This is a genomic window from Brachybacterium saurashtrense, assembly GCF_003355475.1.
Lineage (GTDB): Bacteria > Actinomycetota > Actinomycetes > Actinomycetales > Dermabacteraceae > Brachybacterium > Brachybacterium saurashtrense.
In genome coordinates this window covers 499935-516030 of sequence record NZ_CP031356.1, presented here as the reverse complement: position 1 = coordinate 516030, position 16096 = coordinate 499935, and the positions used below count along the sequence as shown (strand labels likewise).

17 protein-coding genes are annotated in these 16096 nt (G+C 73.6%); 2 read left to right on the top strand and 15 right to left on the bottom strand.

Annotated features, from left to right (window positions below; genetic code table 11):
- Window positions 1–131 precede the first annotated feature (131 nt).
- The 11 genes from DWV08_RS02375 to DWV08_RS02325 all read right to left on the bottom strand — a co-directional run bounded on the left by DWV08_RS02375 (window position 132) and on the right by DWV08_RS02325 (window position 10294).
- Window positions 132–1475, bottom strand: a complete 1344-nt coding sequence (locus tag DWV08_RS02375; RefSeq protein WP_115412334.1) for a M50 family metallopeptidase — start codon at window positions 1473–1475, stop codon at window positions 132–134.
- Window positions 1476–1478: 3 nt separating this feature from the next.
- On the bottom strand, window positions 1479–2684 hold the full coding sequence (dxr, locus tag DWV08_RS02370; RefSeq protein WP_115412333.1) for a 1-deoxy-D-xylulose-5-phosphate reductoisomerase: 1206 nt from the start codon (window positions 2682–2684) through the stop codon (window positions 1479–1481).
- On the bottom strand, window positions 2681–3229 hold the full coding sequence (locus tag DWV08_RS02365; protein ID WP_115412332.1) for a DivIVA domain-containing protein: 549 nt from the start codon (window positions 3227–3229) through the stop codon (window positions 2681–2683). The genes dxr and DWV08_RS02365 overlap by 4 nt, the downstream gene beginning before the upstream one ends.
- A gap of 95 nt (window positions 3230–3324) precedes the next feature.
- Window positions 3325–3729: a DivIVA domain-containing protein gene (locus tag DWV08_RS02360; protein WP_115414875.1), complete on the bottom strand. Its 405-nt coding sequence runs from the start codon at window positions 3727–3729 to the stop codon at window positions 3325–3327.
- A 36-nt stretch (window positions 3730–3765) separates the two neighbouring features.
- Complete coding sequence (rlmN, locus tag DWV08_RS02355; protein ID WP_115412331.1) at window positions 3766–5058, bottom strand: dual-specificity RNA methyltransferase RlmN; 1293 nt, start codon at window positions 5056–5058, stop codon at window positions 3766–3768.
- Complete coding sequence (locus DWV08_RS02350; protein ID WP_115412330.1) at window positions 5055–5960, bottom strand: phosphatidate cytidylyltransferase; 906 nt, start codon at window positions 5958–5960, stop codon at window positions 5055–5057. The genes rlmN and DWV08_RS02350 overlap by 4 nt, the downstream gene beginning before the upstream one ends.
- Before the next feature lie 47 nt (window positions 5961–6007).
- Entirely contained in the window at window positions 6008–6574 is a 567-nt protein-coding gene (gene frr / locus DWV08_RS02345; RefSeq protein WP_115412329.1) for a ribosome recycling factor, read from the bottom strand.
- Between the two features lie 103 nt (window positions 6575–6677).
- On the bottom strand, window positions 6678–7430 hold the full coding sequence (gene pyrH / locus DWV08_RS02340) for a UMP kinase (protein WP_115412328.1): 753 nt from the start codon (window positions 7428–7430) through the stop codon (window positions 6678–6680).
- Between the two features lie 133 nt (window positions 7431–7563).
- Window positions 7564–8388: a translation elongation factor Ts gene (gene tsf, locus DWV08_RS02335; RefSeq protein WP_115412327.1), complete on the bottom strand. Its 825-nt coding sequence runs from the start codon at window positions 8386–8388 to the stop codon at window positions 7564–7566.
- Window positions 8389–8490: 102 nt separating this feature from the next.
- Entirely contained in the window at window positions 8491–9393 is a 903-nt protein-coding gene (gene rpsB, locus DWV08_RS02330) for a 30S ribosomal protein S2 (RefSeq protein WP_115412326.1), read from the bottom strand.
- 340 nt (window positions 9394–9733) lie between these two features.
- A complete protein-coding gene (locus DWV08_RS02325) occupies window positions 9734–10294 on the bottom strand; it encodes an HdeD family acid-resistance protein (protein ID WP_115412325.1) in 561 nt (186 codons plus the stop codon).
- A 238-nt stretch (window positions 10295–10532) separates the two neighbouring features.
- Here DWV08_RS02325 and DWV08_RS02320 point away from each other — a divergent pair, with 238 nt between their 5' ends.
- Both DWV08_RS02320 and DWV08_RS02315 read left to right on the top strand, forming a co-directional pair.
- Window positions 10533–11075, top strand: a complete 543-nt coding sequence (locus DWV08_RS02320) for a hypothetical protein (RefSeq protein ID WP_115412324.1) — start codon at window positions 10533–10535, stop codon at window positions 11073–11075.
- Between the two features lie 40 nt (window positions 11076–11115).
- Window positions 11116–11838, top strand: a complete 723-nt coding sequence (locus tag DWV08_RS02315; protein WP_241237291.1) for a murein hydrolase activator EnvC family protein — start codon at window positions 11116–11118, stop codon at window positions 11836–11838.
- On the opposite strand, the gene DWV08_RS02310 is transcribed toward DWV08_RS02315, so the two are convergent.
- The 4 genes from DWV08_RS02310 to DWV08_RS02295 are packed head-to-tail and all read right to left on the bottom strand — an operon-like array spanning window position 11786 to window position 15885.
- Window positions 11786–12748, bottom strand: coding sequence for a tyrosine recombinase XerC (locus DWV08_RS02310; protein WP_115412322.1), 963 nt, complete (start codon window positions 12746–12748; stop codon window positions 11786–11788). The genes DWV08_RS02315 and DWV08_RS02310 overlap by 53 nt on opposite strands.
- Window positions 12749–12788: 40 nt before the next feature.
- A complete protein-coding gene (gene dprA / locus DWV08_RS02305; protein ID WP_115412321.1) occupies window positions 12789–13991 on the bottom strand; it encodes a DNA-processing protein DprA in 1203 nt (400 codons plus the stop codon).
- Window positions 13988–15532, bottom strand: coding sequence for a YifB family Mg chelatase-like AAA ATPase (locus DWV08_RS02300; protein WP_115412320.1), 1545 nt, complete (start codon window positions 15530–15532; stop codon window positions 13988–13990). The genes dprA and DWV08_RS02300 overlap by 4 nt, the downstream gene beginning before the upstream one ends.
- A complete protein-coding gene (locus DWV08_RS02295; RefSeq protein WP_206516744.1) occupies window positions 15532–15885 on the bottom strand; it encodes a YraN family protein in 354 nt (117 codons plus the stop codon). The genes DWV08_RS02300 and DWV08_RS02295 overlap by 1 nt, the downstream gene beginning before the upstream one ends.
- Between the last annotated feature and the right edge of the window lie 211 nt (window positions 15886–16096).

Sequence of the window (16096 nt, the reverse complement as noted above, 5' to 3'; positions counted from 1 at the left end):
ACCTCCGCGGTGGCCCGTCGCACAGTCCATGCGGCGGCGCCGGGCGCGCGTCCTGCCGTGCGGTGCCGCCGGGCGACGCCGGGCGCGACCCGGCGTCGACGGGTGCCGCCAGAGGCCGCGGGCCCCGCCGGTCAGGGGAACAGGGTGATCGGCGAGACGATGTCCGCGTAGACGAGCAGCACCGTCATGAGCAGGAACACGCCCGCCACCGCGTTGGTGAGCGGCAGCATCCGGGACATGTCCACGGGGCCCGGGTCCTCCCGTCCGCGCAGCCGCGCCAGGAACCGGCGGATCCCCTCCAGCAGTGCCCCGGCCACGTGCCCACCGTCCAGCGGCAGCAGCGGCAGCAGGTTGAACACGAACAGGGCCATGTTCAGCGACGCGAGCATGGAGACCATCGTCCCCACCTTCTCGCGCAGCTCGAACCCGGGCTGCTCGGCGGCGGCCACCTCGCCCGCCAGGCGGGAGACGCCCACGACGCCCAGCGGACCGTTCGGATCCCGCTCCGCGCCGCCGAAGGCCGCCTCGCCCACCTCCCACAGCCGCACCGGCAGGGTGAGCACCAGCTCTCCGGTGCGGGTGAACGCCGTCCACGCCATCTGCGGCACCGCCGCCGGGGATTGCGGCGCCAAGTCCGGGGTGCCGGCCACGCCGAGGAAGCCCACCTCCTCGGTGACCAGGTCCCCCTGTGCGTCGCGCACGGCGGCGCCGTCCTCGTCGAGCACCGGACGGGCATCCACCACCATCGTCGCCTCGAGATGGAGGGTCTCGCCGTCGCGCTCCACCACCACCGCGACGGTGCGGTCCCCCGCGGCGCGCACCGCCGCGGTGACATCGGACCAGGTGCGGATCTCGCGCCCGTCGATCTCGCGCAGGGTGTCCCCGGGGCGGATCCCGGCGGCGAGCGCGGGGGCCGCCTCGCGCCCCTCGCAGGAGACGTCCGCCGGGGCGTCCGCCGGCACCACGCACTCGGAGACCGACTGCACCGTGGGGGTCACCGCCGGCAGCCCGATCCCGGAGACCAGCACCCCCATCAGCAGCACCGAGAGCAGCAGGTTCATCAGCGGACCGCCCAGCATCACCACGAGCTTCTTGGGGACGGACAGCGCCACGAAGGTGCGGTGGGCGTCCTCCGGCCCGTACTGGGAGGACTCGTAAGCCTTCGCGTCCTCGGACAGCTCGGTGAGCTGCTGCAGCAGACCGGTGGAGTCCTCGCGGATCGTGCCCTCCGGCTCCCCCTTGTGCGGCGGGTACATGCCGATCATCCGGATGTAGCCGCCCAGCGGGATCGCCTTGAGGCCGTACTCCGTCTCCCCGCGGGTGCGGGAGAAGATCGTGGGGCCGAACCCGATCATGTACTGGGTGACCCGCACCCCGAACAGCTTCGCGGGCACCAGGTGGCCCACCTCGTGCAGCGCGATGGAGACGGCCAGGCCCAGCGCGATCACCACCACGCCCAGGGCGAACAGCAGCACGGCTCAGCTCTCCGCGGCGGTAAGCAGCGTGCGGGCGGTGCGGCGCGCCCAGTCCTCGACGGCGAGCAGGCCCTCGACCCCGTCGGCGCGCGCGGCGCGCGGCCGCTGAGGATGCTCGAGCACCTCACGGATCAGCCCGGTGATCCCGAGGAAGGAGACGGTGCCCGCGAAGAAGGCGTCCACCGCCTCCTCGTTCGCGGCGTTGTACACGGCCATCGCTCCCCCGCCCTCGCGGTGGGCGGCCCGGGCCAGGGCGATCGCGTCGAAGGTGCCCTCGTCCACCGGTTCGAAGGTCCAGGACTGCGCGGTGGAGAAGTCCAGCGCGGCGGCGAGGCCGGGCAGCTTCTCGGGGTGGGCGAGCGCCCAGCCGATCGCGTGGCGCATGTCCGGGGGGCTCGCCTGGGCGATCGTGGAGCCGTCCACTAGCGTGACCATCGAATGGACGATCGACTGGGGATGGACCACCACCTGCACCCGCTCCTCCGGCAGATCGAACTGGAAGCAGGCCTCGATCACCTCGAGCGCCTTGTTGACCAGGGTGGCGGAGTTCGTGGTGATCACCCGACCCATCGACCAGGTGGGGTGGGCGAGCGCCTGCTGCGGCGTCACCCCGGCGAGCTGCTCCCGGGTGCGGCCGCGGAAGGGCCCGCCCGAGGCGGTGACCACGAGGTGGTCGATCTGGTCGTGGCGCACCCCGGCCAGCGCCTGGGCGATCGCGGTGTGCTCGGAGTCCACGGGCAGGATCTGTCCCGGCGCGGCGGCCTCGGTGACCAGGTGGCCGCCCACCACCAGCGACTCCTTGTTCGCCAGCGCCAGGCGCGCTCCCGAGGCGAGGGCGGCCAGCGTGGGCAGCAGGCCGACGGACCCGGTGATGGCGTTGAGCACCACATCACCCTCGCCGAGCGCACCGGCCAGCGCGCTCACCGCCTCCGGCCCCGTCTCGAGCCGCGGGGCGGAGCGCCCCTCCTCCCGGCAGGCGCGGTGCACCGCGGCCGCGACGTCGTCCGCGCGCGCCGGATCGGAGACCACCAGCTGCGCGGGGCGGTGGGCGAGCACCTGCTGGGCCACGAGCTCCGGCCGGGAGCCGCCCACGGCGAGGCCGTGGACCTGCGCCAGGTGCGGATAGCGGGTGAGGACGTCCAGCGCCTGGGTGCCGATGGAGCCGGTCGCGCCCAGCAGCACGAGGCGACGCCCGGGCGTGCCCGTCACGGGACGGAGGCCATCACGTCCGCGACATGATCGAGGTAGACGTCGACCACGGCCTCCCGGTAGCCGTCCGGGCCGCGGCGACGCCCGAAGGCGGCGCGGCGCACGTCGTCCACGCTCATCGGGTGGCCGTCGGTGAAGTAGGCGACGAGCTGGTCGCACAGGGCGTCCACGTCGGCCTTGTCGTAGGCGGGCTCGCCCTGGGCGGCGGGGGCGAAGCGATCGCCGGCAGGGCGCTCGAGCCGCTCCTTGAGCACCTCCGCCCGCTCGGTGAGCTGCGCGATCCACGCCTCCTCGCCGCGCTCGGCGACGGCGTCATCCCGCGCCTGCAGCGCGAAGGCGTCCGAGAGGCGGTCCAGCGCCTCGTCGACCACGCGCATGTCGTAGCCGCCGCGCTCGGTGCCGAAGCTCGCCGAGGTGATGTCGCTGCCGGAGAAGGCCGGGTCGGGGCCCTCGTAGGCGGTGCGGGCGCGGGAGAGGAACTCGTCGACCTCGCGCATGTCGTATCCGACGCTGAAGCGCGAGACACGCTCGAACGATGTGCTCACCTGTGGGTCCTTCCTCGGTGCTGTCGGGCCCCACTGTAGCGGGGCGGGCGGGGTGTGTCGGGGAGGCGTGCAGGGACGGAGTGACGGACGGCGCCTCAGCGCCCGGAGCCGACGAGCCGCGCGAGAAGGCCCGGTCGCTGCCCGGCGGGATGCGCCGCGCGAGCGCCCAGCCGACGTGCGGCGTCCATGGCGCCGCCCTCCGCCGCAGCCTGCGCCCCGGTGGGAGGAGCGCCGAGCGAGGCCGGGACGCCGGCCGCCGGAGCCCGGCCCTCCTCGGCGGCGCGGAGGGTCGGGATCATCGTGTCCAGGTAGCGGTCCACCTCATCCATCGAGTACCCCTTCTCGAACCGGGCCTCGGTGAAGCGGTGGAGCATCACCTCGTCGGCGGTCACGGAGCCGTCCCGCGCTGCGAGCGCGCGCTCGCAGCGTGCGATGAAGCGATCGACCTCCTCGGTGCGATAGCCCGGGGCGAAACGCGTCCGCGTGAATCGTGCATCCATCGGATCTCCTGGGGGCGGGGCGATGCCTCGACCCGATCAGTCGGCGACGGCCGAGGCGACCGCCTCGACCCGAGCGACCCGTGCCTCGCGGTCCGCGCGGTGGGTGTCGGTCTCGATGACCTCCGCGGCGAGCTGGCCGCAGGCGCCGTCGATGTCGGAGCCGCGGGTGTCACGGATCGTCGCCGAGATGCCGTTGTCCCGCAGGATCTCCACGAAGCGCTTCTCCACCAGCGGATCCGAGGCGGTCCACTTCGAGCCCTTGACCGGGTTCAGGGGGATCGGGTTCACGTGCACCCAGTGCGCGCCGCCCTTGGCGATCAGCCGGTCGGCGAGCAGCTGGGCGCGGTGCGCCTGGTCGTTGATGTCGCGGATCAGGGCGTACTCGATGCTGACCCGTCGGCCGGTGGTCTCGAAGTACTCCCAGGCGGCGTCGAGGATCTCGTCCACGTCGAAACGGGTGTTGATGGGGACCAGCTCGTCGCGCAGCGCGTCGTCGGGGGCATGCAGCGAGACGGCGAGCGTGACGGGGATCTTCTCCGCCGTGAGCTTGCGGACCGCCGGGGCCAGGCCCACCGTGGAGACGGTGATGTGACGGGCGCCCATCCCGAAGCCCTCGGGCGCAGGCGCGTTCAGGCGCTTGCAGACGGTGGCCACGGGACGGTAGTTCGCCAGCGGCTCCCCCATCCCCATGAACACGATGTTGTTCACGCGGCCGGGACCGCCGGGCAGCTCGCCGCGGGCCAGCAGCCGGTTCGCCAGGCGCACCTGCTCGAGGATCTCGGCGGCGGAGAGGTTGCGGGTCAGGCCCATCTGGCCGGTCGCGCAGAACGGGCAGTTCATGCCGCAGCCGGCCTCGGAGGAGATGCACAGGGTGGTGCGGTCGCTGTAGCGCATCAGCACCGACTCGACCATCGGGCCGTCGAACAGCTGCCACAGGAACTTCTGCGTGGCGCCGTTGTCCGCCGACTGCCGCGAGACCTGCGTGAGCAGCGGCGGGAAGAAGCGCTCGACGAGCTCGTCGCGGCGCTCCTTGGGCAGGTCCGTGAGGTCCTCCGCCTCGGTGGTGAAGTGCTCGAAGTAGTGCACCGAGAGCTGCTTGGCGCGGAAGCCGGGAAGTCCCATCTCCTCCACCGCCGCGATCCGCTCGGCGAGGGTGAGATCCGCCAGGTGCACCGGCGGCTTCCCGCGCCGCGAGGGCTTCATCTGCAGCTGCCCGGGGGCGAGCGCGACCTTCTGGCCGGGCACCGCCTCGCGGGAGAGATCGGGGTTCGACGGCGGCGCGACCGGCGTGGCGGTGCGTGGCCTGCGAGGGTTCTCGGGAGTGGTCATGGCAGCAGTACCTCCAGCAAGACGTAGGTGGTGGGGGCGGCGAGCAGGATCGAGTCCACCCGGTCCAGCACTCCCCCGTGGCCGGGCAGCAGGTGCCCCATGTCCTTGATGCCCAGGTCACGTTTGAGCAGCGACTGGGACAGGTCCCCGCCGGTGGAGACGAGTACGATCACCACGCCGATCACCGCACCCACCCACCAGGGCAGCTCCAGCGCGTAGTGGCCCACGGCCGCCACCGCGCCGGTGCCCAGCAGCAGGGAGCCCGCGAAGCCCTCCCAGCTCTTCTTGGGGCTGATCCGCGGGGCCATCGGATGCTTGCCGAAGAGCACGCCGGCGACGTACCCGCCGATGTCGTTGCCCACCGGGCCCAGCACCGCCAGCAGCACCAGCATCGCCCCCTGCTCGCGGGCGAACAGCAGCAGCAGGAAGCAGCCGAGGAAGGGCACCCAGGCCAGGGCGAACACGCCGCCGGCCACATCCCGCAGGGCGGAGAGGCCCATCGACTCGCTCACCCGCCACAGGATCAGCACGCACACCGCGGCGGCGGTGGCGACCAGCAGGCCCTCCACCCCGAACACCACGGTGGAGACCACCATCCCGATCACGCCCACCAGCAGCGGCACCGGCGGTAGCTGCAGGCCGCCGTGGGACAGGGCCCGGGTGAGCTCCAGCACCGCCAGGCACATGGCGATGGCGGCGATCACGGGGAACGCCTGCGGCACCACGAACAGTGCCCCGCCCAGCAGCACCAGGAGCCCCACGCCCACCGCGATCGCTGCAGGCAGGTTGCGTCCGGCGCCGCGGCGCTTGGCGTGCTCCGGCTCCGGCTCAGGCGCGCCGATGACCGCCTCGAGGCTGCTCGAGGCGGTCGAGGCGGGCGGGGCGGCCGGCTCGGTGCTCACCGGGACCGCCGGACGGTGCTGCGGTGCAGGGCTCTGCGCTCCTCGGCTCAGACCGTCTCGAGCTCGGTCTCCTTGTGGCCGAGCGCCTCGTCGATCTGCTCGGTGTACTTCTTGGTCAGGGCCTCGAGCTCCTTCTCCGCGCGGGTGCCCTCGTCCTCGCCGACCTCGCCGTCCTTGACGAGCTTCTCGATCGCCTTCTTGGCGTTGCCGCGGGAGCCGCGCACGGCCACCCGGCCCTCCTCCGCCTTGGTGCGGGCGAGCTTGACGTAGTCCTTGCGACGCTCCTCGGTGAGGGCCGGCAGCACCACGCGCAGCGTGTCGCCGTTGTTGGTGGGGTTCACGCCGAGGTCGGACTCGCGCAGCGCTGTCTCCACGCCGGCCATCGCCGACTTGTCGTACGGGGTGACGATCACGGTGCGCGCCTCGGGGAACTGCAGGGAGGCGAGCTGGTTCAGCGGCGTGGGCGCACCGTAGTACTCGACGGTGATGCCCTGGAACATCGCGGCGCTGGCGCGGCCGGTGCGGATCGCGGTGAACTCGTCCTTGGTGACGTCCAGGGACTTGGTCATCTTGGCCTCGGCGTCCTTCAGGATGCTCGGGATGTCGTCGCTCACGGGGTGCTCCTCGGTTCTGGGTGTGTGTGCGTGGTCCATTGTCCCGCACCGCCGTGCCCGGCGGGAGGGAGTGGGGGCGGGCGCGGGTCGCGGGGACAGGACGTCAGCGGGTGACGACGGTGCCGATCCGGTCGCCGCGCAGCGCGCGGGTGATGTTGCCGGGGGCGTCGAGGCCGAACACCATCATCTGCTGGCCGTTGTCCATGCAGAGGCTGAAGGCGGTGGAGTCCACGACCTTCAGGCCGCGCTGGAGGGCGTCGTTGTAAGTGACGTGCTCGAGCTTCTTCGCGTCCGCGTGGGTGCGCGGGTCCGCGTCGTACACGCCGTCCACGCCGTTCTTCGCCATCAGCACCTCTTCGCAGCCGATCTCCAGCGCGCGCTGCACGGCGACGGTGTCGGTGGAGAAGTAGGGCATCCCGGCGCCGGCGCCGAAGATGACCACGCGGCCCTTCTCGAGGTGCCGCACGGCGCGCAGCGGGATGTACGGCTCGGCCACCTGCCCCATCTCGATGGCGGTCTGCACGCGGGTGGAGATGCCGCGCTGCTCGAGGAAGTCCTGCAGGGCGAGGCAGTTCATCACCGTGCCGAGCATGCCCATGTAGTCGGCGCGCCGGCGGTCCATGCCGCGCTGCGAGAGCTCGGCCCCGCGGAAGAAGTTGCCGCCGCCCACCACGATGGCGCACTCGATGCCCTGGGAGACCCCCTCGGCGATCTCGCCGGCGATGCGGGAGACGACGTCCGGGTCGACGCCCACGGCGCCGCCGCCGAAGGCCTCGCCGGAGAGCTTCAGGAGGACTCGGCGTCCCTCCTCCGGTCGGGGGAGAACAGGGATCGGTGAGGTGAACGTCTGGGTCATGGGGGTCCTTCCGCGCTGGGTCCTTGGTGATGGTACCGGTGCGGCCCCGCACCGATGGTGCGGGGCCGCAGGGCGGTGGCCACGCTCACGCGCGGCCGGTGGGAGCGGACCTCACTGCTCGCCCCCGGCGGTCTCAGCTGCCGACGCGGAAGCGCAGGAAGCCGGTGACGGTGCCGCCGGCCTCCTCCACGATCTGACCGACGGACTTCTTGGCGTCCTTCGCGAAGGCCTGGTCCAGGAGGCAGTGCTCCTTGAAGAAGCCGTTGAGGCGACCCTCGACGATCTTGGGCAGGGCCTTCTCGGGCTTGCCCTCGTTCTTCGCGGTGTCCTCCGCGATGCGGCGCTCGTTCTCGACGATGTCCGCGGGGACCTCGTCGCGGGAGAGGTAGGCCGGGGTGAACGCGGCGATGTGCATCGCGACGTCCTTCGCGACCTCGGCGCCGGCGGCGTCGGTGGCCACCAGCACGCCCACCTGCGGGGGCAGGTCCTTGTTGGTGCGGTGCATGTACTCGGTGACGGCCTCGCCGGAGACGCGGCCGATGCGACGCACCAGGATCTTCTCGCCCATGGAGGCGCCGGCGTTGGTCAGCGCCTCGCCGAAGGGGGTCTCGGAGAGCTGCTCGGGCTCGGTGGCGCCGGACTCGACGGCCGCGGCCACGGCCTCGTCGCCCAGGGCCACGAACTTGTCGTTCTTGGCCACGAAGTCGGTCTCGGAGTTGAGCTCGACCAGGGTGCCGGTGCGGCCGGCCTCGCTGTCGCGGATGTCGACGGCGATCAGGCCCTCGGAGGCGGTGCGGCCCTCGCGCTTGGCGATGCCCTTGAGGCCCTTGACGCGGATCAGCTCGACGGCCTTGGCCTTGTCGCCGTCCGCCTCGTCGAGAGCCTTCTTGACGTCGAGCATGCCCGCGCCGGTGTTCTCGCGGATCTCCTTGATGTCTGCTGCCGTGTAGTTGGCCATGTTCCTCTTCCTTGTGGGAGCTGCTTCGGGAGGGGCGGGAGGCGGGGTGCGCCTCCCCGTGGAGGGGCCCGGGAGCGCGGTGCGCGCTCCCGGGCCCGTGGGTCACTCCGCGGCGGGGGCCTCGGTCGCCTTCTCCTCGGCGGAGTCGGCGGCGGGGGCCTCGGCGGCCGGGGTCTCCTCGGCGGCGGCGACGGACTCCTCGGCGGGAGCGTCCTGCTGCTGGACCTCGGACTGCTTGAGCAGCTCCTGCTCCCACTCGGCCAGCGGCTCGGCGTCCACGGCGGAGACGTTCTTCTCGCCGCCGGTGGACTTGGCGTGGCGCTCCTGCAGGCCCGCGGCCACGGCATCGGCGATGACGCGGGTCAGCAGCGTGACGGAGCGGATCGCGTCATCGTTGCCCGGGATCGGGTAGGTGATCTCGTCGGGATCGCAGTTGGTGTCGAGGATCGCGACGACCGGGATGTTGAGCTTCTGCGCCTCGTCGACCGCCAGGTGCTCCTTGTTGGTGTCCACGATCCACAGGGCCGAGGGGGCCTTGCCCATGTCGCGGATGCCGCCGAGGGTCTTGGCGAGCTTGTCCTTCTCGCGGCGCATCATCAGCAGCTCCTTCTTCGTGCGGCCGGAGGAGGCCACATCGTCGAAGTCGATCTGCTCGAGCTCCTTGAGGCGGTTCACGCGCGCGGAGACCGTCTGCAGGTTGGTGAGCATGCCGCCCAGCCAGCGCTGGTTGACGAAGGGCATGCCCACGCGGGTGGCCTGCTCCTGCACGGACTCCTGCGCCTGCTTCTTGGTGCCGACGAACAGGATGGTGCCGCCGTGGGCGACGGTCTGCTTGACGAAGTCGTAGGCCTTGTCGATGTACGACAGGGTCTGCATGAGGTCGACGATGTAGATGCCGTTGCGCTCGGTGAAGATGAAGCGACGGACCTTCGGGTTCCACCGACGGGTCTGGTGACCGAAGTGGACGCCGCTCTCCAGGAGCTGGCGCATGGTGACGACTGCCATGATGGTGTCCTCTGTTCTCCGGCCCTGGGCTCGCACGGCGCGCCCGGGGGCGTCCGCGGTCATCGCGCAGGACCTGCTTTCTGGGTTCTTCCCCCGCCACCGGTCGGTGCGGGGCCTGGTGCCCGGGCGTCGACCGCCCCTCTCGCTCCCGCACGCGAGGTGCGGGGACGGTCGGGGACCGCTGGCCGACGGGCCGTGGTGGGCACGCGAAGTCATCCGGACGGACCGGATGCTGTGGCGAGTCTATCCGACGGCGCGGCCTCCTCGAGCGCGGCGTGCGTCACGGCGCGCCCTCCCGGCGCGGCCGGGAGGGCGCGTGAGGCGGCGCGGGGCCGTGCGCTCAGTGCGACGTGCCGACGATCGCCCGCACCGCGTTGAGCACGCCGAGCACGACCAGCGAGACGCCGAGGAACCACCACAGCAGGACGGCACCGAACAGCGGGCTGCTGAGCAGCGTGACGCCCGCCAGCACGGAGAGCACCGCGAACACGATCGTGAGCACGCGGGAGCCCGAGCGGCGCAGCGTGAACAGCGCCGTGATCCCCTCCGCCACCCACATCACGCCCACCATGATCGTGAGGAACAGCGCGAGGAACGCGGCGGACTGCTGGAGGGAGCTGAACGCGGAGACGCCCGCGATCAGGTAGAGGATCCCGAGCAGCACGTGGCCGATCCTGCCCCAGGTCCCGAGGGAGGTCGACAGGAGGCCGAGGGCGACGTAGACGCCGCCCGCCACCACGGCGTACAGCGCGATCACGCCCGTGAGGGCGACGGCCGCCTTGGTGGGCCAGGCGAGGACGGCGATCCCGAAGCCGATGGCGAGGAGGCCGGCGACGAGCAGTGCGAGACGGGCCCCCTTGACGGGGGCGACGGTCGGGGCGGTGGGGACGGTGGCGGTCATGGGGAGAACCTCAGCTTCTCGCTCACAGGGATGAGGCGTAGTCGCCTCACGCTGAGAGTACCCGGTACGATCGGCTGCGAGCGTGACCTTTGCCGGTCGAAACCCTTCTGAGCACAGGCGTCGGCGACGGTGCGGAGCGACGTGGGAGCACAGGTGTCGGGACCAGCGCCGCGACGGGCTTCCGCGACGGTGGACCGTGGCGTCCTGCGACGTCTCCCCACCACGAAGGCAGGCCGAAGTGAGCACAGCAGCACGCAGGGGGCGGGCGGAGGCCGCGGCGCCGCGCGCCGGGATCTCGACAGCGCCCCGGAAGCTCTGGGAGCTCTCCTCCTCGGCGGGCGAGATCTACGGCCTGATCGTGGTCTCGGGCGCGATCGTGGTCTCCCGCACCCTCACCGGCTCGTCGTGGGAGGCGCTGCTCGGCGCCGCGGGAACGCTGCTGGTCTTCTTCTCCGCGCACTGCTACGCCGCGACGCTGGCGGAGATGGGCAGGGAGCGACTCCCCGTCCGCGATGCTCTGCGTCGCGGACTCGCGGACTCCGTCGGGATGCTCGCGGTCGGTGCGGCGCCCCTTCTGGTGCTCCTCCTCGGCGTGGTCGGCGTGCTGCGTCCCTCGAGCGCGGTGTGGCTCGCGCTGCTGGTCGACGTGGTGCTGCTCGGAGTCCTCGGGTGGGCCGTCGCCGCGACCCGCTTGCGCAGTCCCTGGGCCCGCCTCGGAGGCGCGCTGGTCACCGCCGCGTTCGGCGGAGCGCTGATCGCCCTGAAGGCGTTCATCCACTGACCTCCCCGCGCGTCGCGGCAGCGCCGGGGCGGAGGCGGCCGTGACTGCCCCTCCCCACCCTGCCCCCGTCCACGGCGGCGCCGCGCACCAGCGCGTCGGCGGTCACGGCACGCAGGATGCCGTCATGGTCCCTCTCGCCGAGTCCCGCACCGTCCGGCCCGTCCCCTCGCCGCGCCAGCGCCTGGTGCGCTGCCTGCTGGCCGTGCTCGTGCTGCTGGCCGGGATGCCCGCCGCCCCGGTGCGGGCGGAGGCAGCCCGTTGGCAGTGGCCGCTGCCCGCACCCCACGAGGTGCTCGCCCCGTACGAGGCACCGGCGCATCGCTACGGGCCGGGCCACCGCGGCCTCGACATCGCGGCGGCACCGGGGGAACCGGTCCGGGCCGTGGAGGCGGGGACCGTGCGGTTCAGCGGGACGGTGGCCGGTCGCGGAGTGATCTCCGTGCGCCACGCGGACGGGCTGCTGTCCACCTACGAGCCCGTGCGCGGCACCGTCGAGGCCGGTGACGCTGTCGCGGTGGGCGACGTGCTCGGCGTGCTCGAGCAGGCGGGAGAGCAGGGGCACTGCCCGGGAGCGACGTGCCTGCACCTCGGGGCCCGGCGAGGGGAGGACTATCTCGATCCGTCGGTGCTTCTGGGTGCTCGGGGCCCGAGCGTGCTGCTGCCGTGGGGCGGCGGGGTGAGGACGCCGTACTCGCTCGCGGCGGCCGCTCTCACGCCCGCGGATGGGCCTGGTCCACCGTCCGGCGGAGCCTCTCTGCGCTGACGTGGGTGTAGATCTGCGTGGTGGCGAGGGAGGAGTGGCCCAGGTACTCCTGCACGCTGCGCAGATCGGCGCCGCCCTCGACGAGGTGCGTCGCGGCGCTGTGCCGCAGGGTGTGCGGGGTGATGTGCCGGTCGATCCCGGAGCTGCGGGCGTGGCGGTCCACCAGCGAGCGCACGGCACGGTCGCCGAGCCGGCCGCCGCGCACGCCGAGGAAGAGCGCCTCTCCCGACCCGTCGCCGGCCCCCGCGGGACGGCACAGGACGGGCCGCCCCTCGCGCTCCCAGCGCTCGATCGCCTCGAGCGCGGGCTGCCCCACGGGCACCACCCGCTCCCTGTCCCCCTTGCCGCGCACGCGCACCGTGTGCTGGTCGCGGTCGATGCCCGAGCGGTCGAGCGCGACCAGCTCGGAGACGCGCAGTCCGGAGGAGTACAGCAGCTCGAGCACCGCGACGTCGCGCAGGCGCACGGCCTCCGCGGCGGGATCCTCCGCGCTCTCCCGCCGGCCGGGCGCGGCGGCGAGGGTGTCCAGCATCGTCCCTGCCTGCTCGCCGGTGAGCACCGCGGGCAGGTGCCGTCCCCGGCGCGGGGCGCGGAGTCGCCCGCCGACGTCGTGCGGGATCCGTCCGGTGCTCGCGAGCCAGGACGAGAAGGTGCGCACGGCGGCGGCGGAGCGAGCGAGGGTGCTCGCACTCGCCCCGGTCTCGGCACGGGCGGCGAGCCAGGAGCGCAGCGCGGTGACATCGAGATCGGCCACGGCGATCCGCTCCACCTCCTGCAGATGGGCGAGCAGGCCCTGCGCCTCACGGCTGTAGGCGCGCACGGTGTGCTCCGACCGGCCGCGCTCGAGGCGGAGGTGCTCGGCGAAGGCCGCGACGACGGCGTCGTCCTCCTTCTCCTGCTGGGTGCTCATGCCCCCAGTCTCCCCCATGCCTCGCGGCGCCGCCCGCGGCTCAGCGCGCGCTGTGCACCCGGCGCACCCGCTCCCCCGCCCGGGCCGCCAGTCCCAGCAGCTCCAGTCGTGCCACCGCCGCGGCGACCTCCTGCGTGCTGAAGCCGATCTCGTCCCCGATCCTGGCCTCGGTGAGGCTCGAGCGCGGCGGGATCGCGTCCAGCACCCGGCGATCGGCAGGGCTGAGCAGGTCCAGCTCGTCCTGCACGGCGTGGCGCCCCTCCCCCGCGGCCGGGCCCCCGGGCAGCAGGTCGAGCACCTCGGCGGGGTCGGTGACGAGCACTGCTCCGCGCTCGCGGATCAAGCGGTGGCAGCCGGCGCTGGCCGCGGAGGTGACCGGGCCCGGCACCGCGCCCACGTGCCGGGAGAGCTCGTCGGCGTGTCGCGCCGTCGACAGCGCCCCCGAGCGCCAGGAGGCCTCCACGACCACGGTCGCGTGGGACAGCGCTGCGATCAGCCGATTGCGCGACAGGAACCGCCACCGGGTGGGCGCCGTGCCCGGCGGCGCCTCGCTGAGCAGCAGGTGGCGCTCGCGGATCCGCTCGAGCAGCCGCGTGTTCCCGCGCGGGTACAGGGCGTCGAGGCCGCCGGCGAGGATCGCAATGGTGGCGCCGTCCCCGGCGGCCAGGGCGCCGCGGTGCGCGGCGGCGTCGATGCCGTAGGCCCCTCCGGAGACGACGGTCCCGCCCGCGGCCGCGAAGGCCGCGGCGAGCGCTCCGGCGGTGTCCTCGCCGTAGGGCGTCGAGGCGCGGGAGCCGACCATCGCCACGGAGCGCTCATGGGTGAGCGCGCGCAGGTCTCCCGGCCCCTGCGCCCACAGGCAGTGCGGGGCGGTGTGCTGGAGGTCGTCGAGGAGCTCCGGCCACTCCGGGTCCCCGGGAGTGAGGATCCTGATCCCGCGCCGTTGCGCATCGTCGAGCACGGCCTCGAAGTCGAGCCGCGCGAGCCGCCCGCGCCAGCGCTCCAGGGCACGGCGGGCGCGGCGGTGCGGAGGGTCGTCCTTCGGGTCCGAGGGGGCGGCGGGCAGGGTGTCCCCGAGGGCGCGCAGCAGCGTGCCCCCCTCCGCCCGTTCGGCGAGCTCGAGGGCTGCGGCCGGTCCCAGCAGCTCGCGGGCGTACAGCGCCACCGGGTCTGCGGGTTCGGCGATCAGGGACCAGGTCACCCGGGCCCGGAGCTCGGGGTCGTGCAGGGTCTGAGGGGTCATCGCGGTTCTCCTTCGCGCAGGGTGAGGGCTTCGCCGATGTGCTCCGCGGTGGGGCGCTCGGCGCCGTCGAGATCCGCGAGGGTCCAGGCCAGGCGGAGCACGCGGTCGTGGCCGCGGAGGGTGAGGCGGCCCTGCGCCACGGCGTGCTCGAGCAGTCGCCGCTCGCTCCGGGCGGGGGCGAACTCGCCGCGCAGCAGCGGTCCGGGCAGGTGCGCGTTGGTGGTCCATGCGCGGCCGTCGTACCTCTCCCGCTGCCGTTCGCGGGCCCGGCGCACCCGCTGGGCGATCACGGCGCTGGACTCCGCCGTCGCGCCGCCGCCCCGGTGCACGGTCGCCGCGCCCATCTCGATGCGCATGTCGACCCGGTCCAGCACCGGGCCCGAGAGCCGGGCTCCGTAGCGCCGGCGCTGCAGCGGGGTGCAGGTGCAGCGGTGCCCGCGGCCGCTGAACAGCCCGCAGGGGCAGGGGTTCGCGGCGAGGACCAGCTGGAACCGGGCAGGGTAGCGGGTCACGGTGCGGGCGCGGTGCAGGGTGATGTCCCCGCTCTCGAGCGGCTCGCGCAGCGCCTCCAGCACTCGTGCGGGGAACTCCGGGGCCTCGTCGAGGAAGAGCACGCCGCCGTGCGCCCGGGAGATCGCGCCGGGCCGGGCGATGCCGGAGCCGCCGCCCACGATCGCCGCGGCGGAGGCGGTGTGGTGCGGGCTCTCGAACGGCGGGGTGCGCGCCAGCCCGGCCTCGGCGTCGAAGCCTCCGGTCAGCGAGCGCAGGGCCGCGACCGTGAGGGAGTCCTCGAGGTCCAGCGGCGGCAGGATGCCCGGCAGGCGGGAGGCGATCATGGTCTTGCCCGCGCCGGGCGGGCCGGTGAGCAGCAGGTGGTGGGCGCCGGCCGCCGCCACCTCGGCGCCGCGGCACGCCCGGGCCTGGCCCAGCACGTCGGCGAAGTCCCCGGGCAGGTGCTGCGGGGCGGGGCCGCCCGCCGCCTCCGCCGGTGCCGGGGAGCGGGGAGGGACGGACGGGCCGGGCGGGACCTCGGCCCCGAAGCGGTGCAGCAGTGCGGCGAGATCCTCGATGCCGTCGCACTCCATGCCCTCGACGAGGCGCGCCTCGGGCAGGTTCTGGGCCGGGACGATCGCGCGGGAGATGCCGAGGTCGCGGGCGGCGAGCAGCGAGGGGAGGACGCCGGGCACGGGCCGCACCCGGCCGTCGAGCCCCAGCTCCCCCAGCAGCACTAGCTCGGAGGGGACGTGCACGGGCAGTTCGCCCTGGGCGTTTAGCACCGCCATCGCGATCGCCAGGTCGAAGGCGGAGCCGTGCTTGCGCCGCCATGCCGGGGTGAGGTTCACGGTGATCCTGCGCGGGGCGAGGGCGGTGCCGGCGCGCGCCGCGGCGGCCCGCACCCGTTCGCGGGCCTGCAGGGTGCTCGAATCGGGCAGCCCCACGAGGGAGAAGGCCGGCAGTCCCGGGGAGACATCGGCCTCCACCTCCACCAGCGTGCCCTCGAGGCCTTCGAGGCTGATCGAGAGGGTGCGCGCCTGTCCCATCAGGACACCCCCTCGAGATGCTCCAGGGAAAAGGTCCCGTCGAGGTGGGCGTGCACGCCCACCACGTCGATCCGCACGTCGCGGTGCGGCGTGGAGCGCTCCATCAGGTACTCGCCCGCGAGCCGTCTCAGTCGCCGCAGCTTCGCGGGCGTCACCGCGGCCTGCGGCACCCCTGTGACGAAGGATCGGCGGGTCTTCACCTCCACGAACACGAGCGTGGTGTGGGCGAGCGCCACGATGTCCAGCTCACCCTGCCGGAGGCGCAGGTTCCGCTCCACGATCTGCCAGCCGCAGGCCTCCAGGTGCGCGGCGGCGAGCTCCTCCCCGGCCCGTCCGAGCTCCGCGGTGCTCATCTCCCGCACACGCCGGGGCGGGGGCGGGGCGGGAGGGCCCTCAGCGGGCGGGGCCGCGGCGGGTCCCGGGGAGCGGGCGGGGCGGCGAGTCGGATCGGGCCGAGGGACGGGGGCGAGGCTGTTCATGCTCCTCAGCCTGGTCCGCGGCGCCGCGGGTGGGCGTCGACCTCCCCGAAATGGGGACGAGGGCCGGGTGGGGAGGAGCAGTCGC

What these genes read in the sequence shown, in the direction of transcription:
- DWV08_RS02360 (WP_115414875.1), bottom strand. Translation starts at nt 3,729, where the DNA reads ATGGATGCACGATTCACGCGGACGCGTTTCGCCCCGGGCTATCGCACC.
- rlmN (WP_115412331.1), bottom strand. Translation starts at nt 5,058, where the DNA reads ATGACCACTCCCGAGAACCCTCGCAGGCCACGCACCGCCACGCCGGTC.
- pyrH (WP_115412328.1), bottom strand. Translation starts at nt 7,430, where the DNA reads ATGACCCAGACGTTCACCTCACCGATCCCTGTTCTCCCCCGACCGGAG.
- tsf (WP_115412327.1), bottom strand. Translation starts at nt 8,388, where the DNA reads ATGGCCAACTACACGGCAGCAGACATCAAGGAGATCCGCGAGAACACC.
- rpsB (WP_115412326.1), bottom strand. Translation starts at nt 9,393, where the DNA reads ATGGCAGTCGTCACCATGCGCCAGCTCCTGGAGAGCGGCGTCCACTTC.
- DWV08_RS02325 (WP_115412325.1), bottom strand. Translation starts at nt 10,294, where the DNA reads ATGACCGCCACCGTCCCCACCGCCCCGACCGTCGCCCCCGTCAAGGGG.
- DWV08_RS02310 (WP_115412322.1), bottom strand. Translation starts at nt 12,748, where the DNA reads ATGAGCACCCAGCAGGAGAAGGAGGACGACGCCGTCGTCGCGGCCTTC.
- dprA (WP_115412321.1), bottom strand. Translation starts at nt 13,991, where the DNA reads ATGACCCCTCAGACCCTGCACGACCCCGAGCTCCGGGCCCGGGTGACC.
- DWV08_RS02300 (WP_115412320.1), bottom strand. Translation starts at nt 15,532, where the DNA reads ATGGGACAGGCGCGCACCCTCTCGATCAGCCTCGAAGGCCTCGAGGGC.
- DWV08_RS02295 (WP_206516744.1), bottom strand. Translation starts at nt 15,885, where the DNA reads ATGAGCACCGCGGAGCTCGGACGGGCCGGGGAGGAGCTCGCCGCCGCG.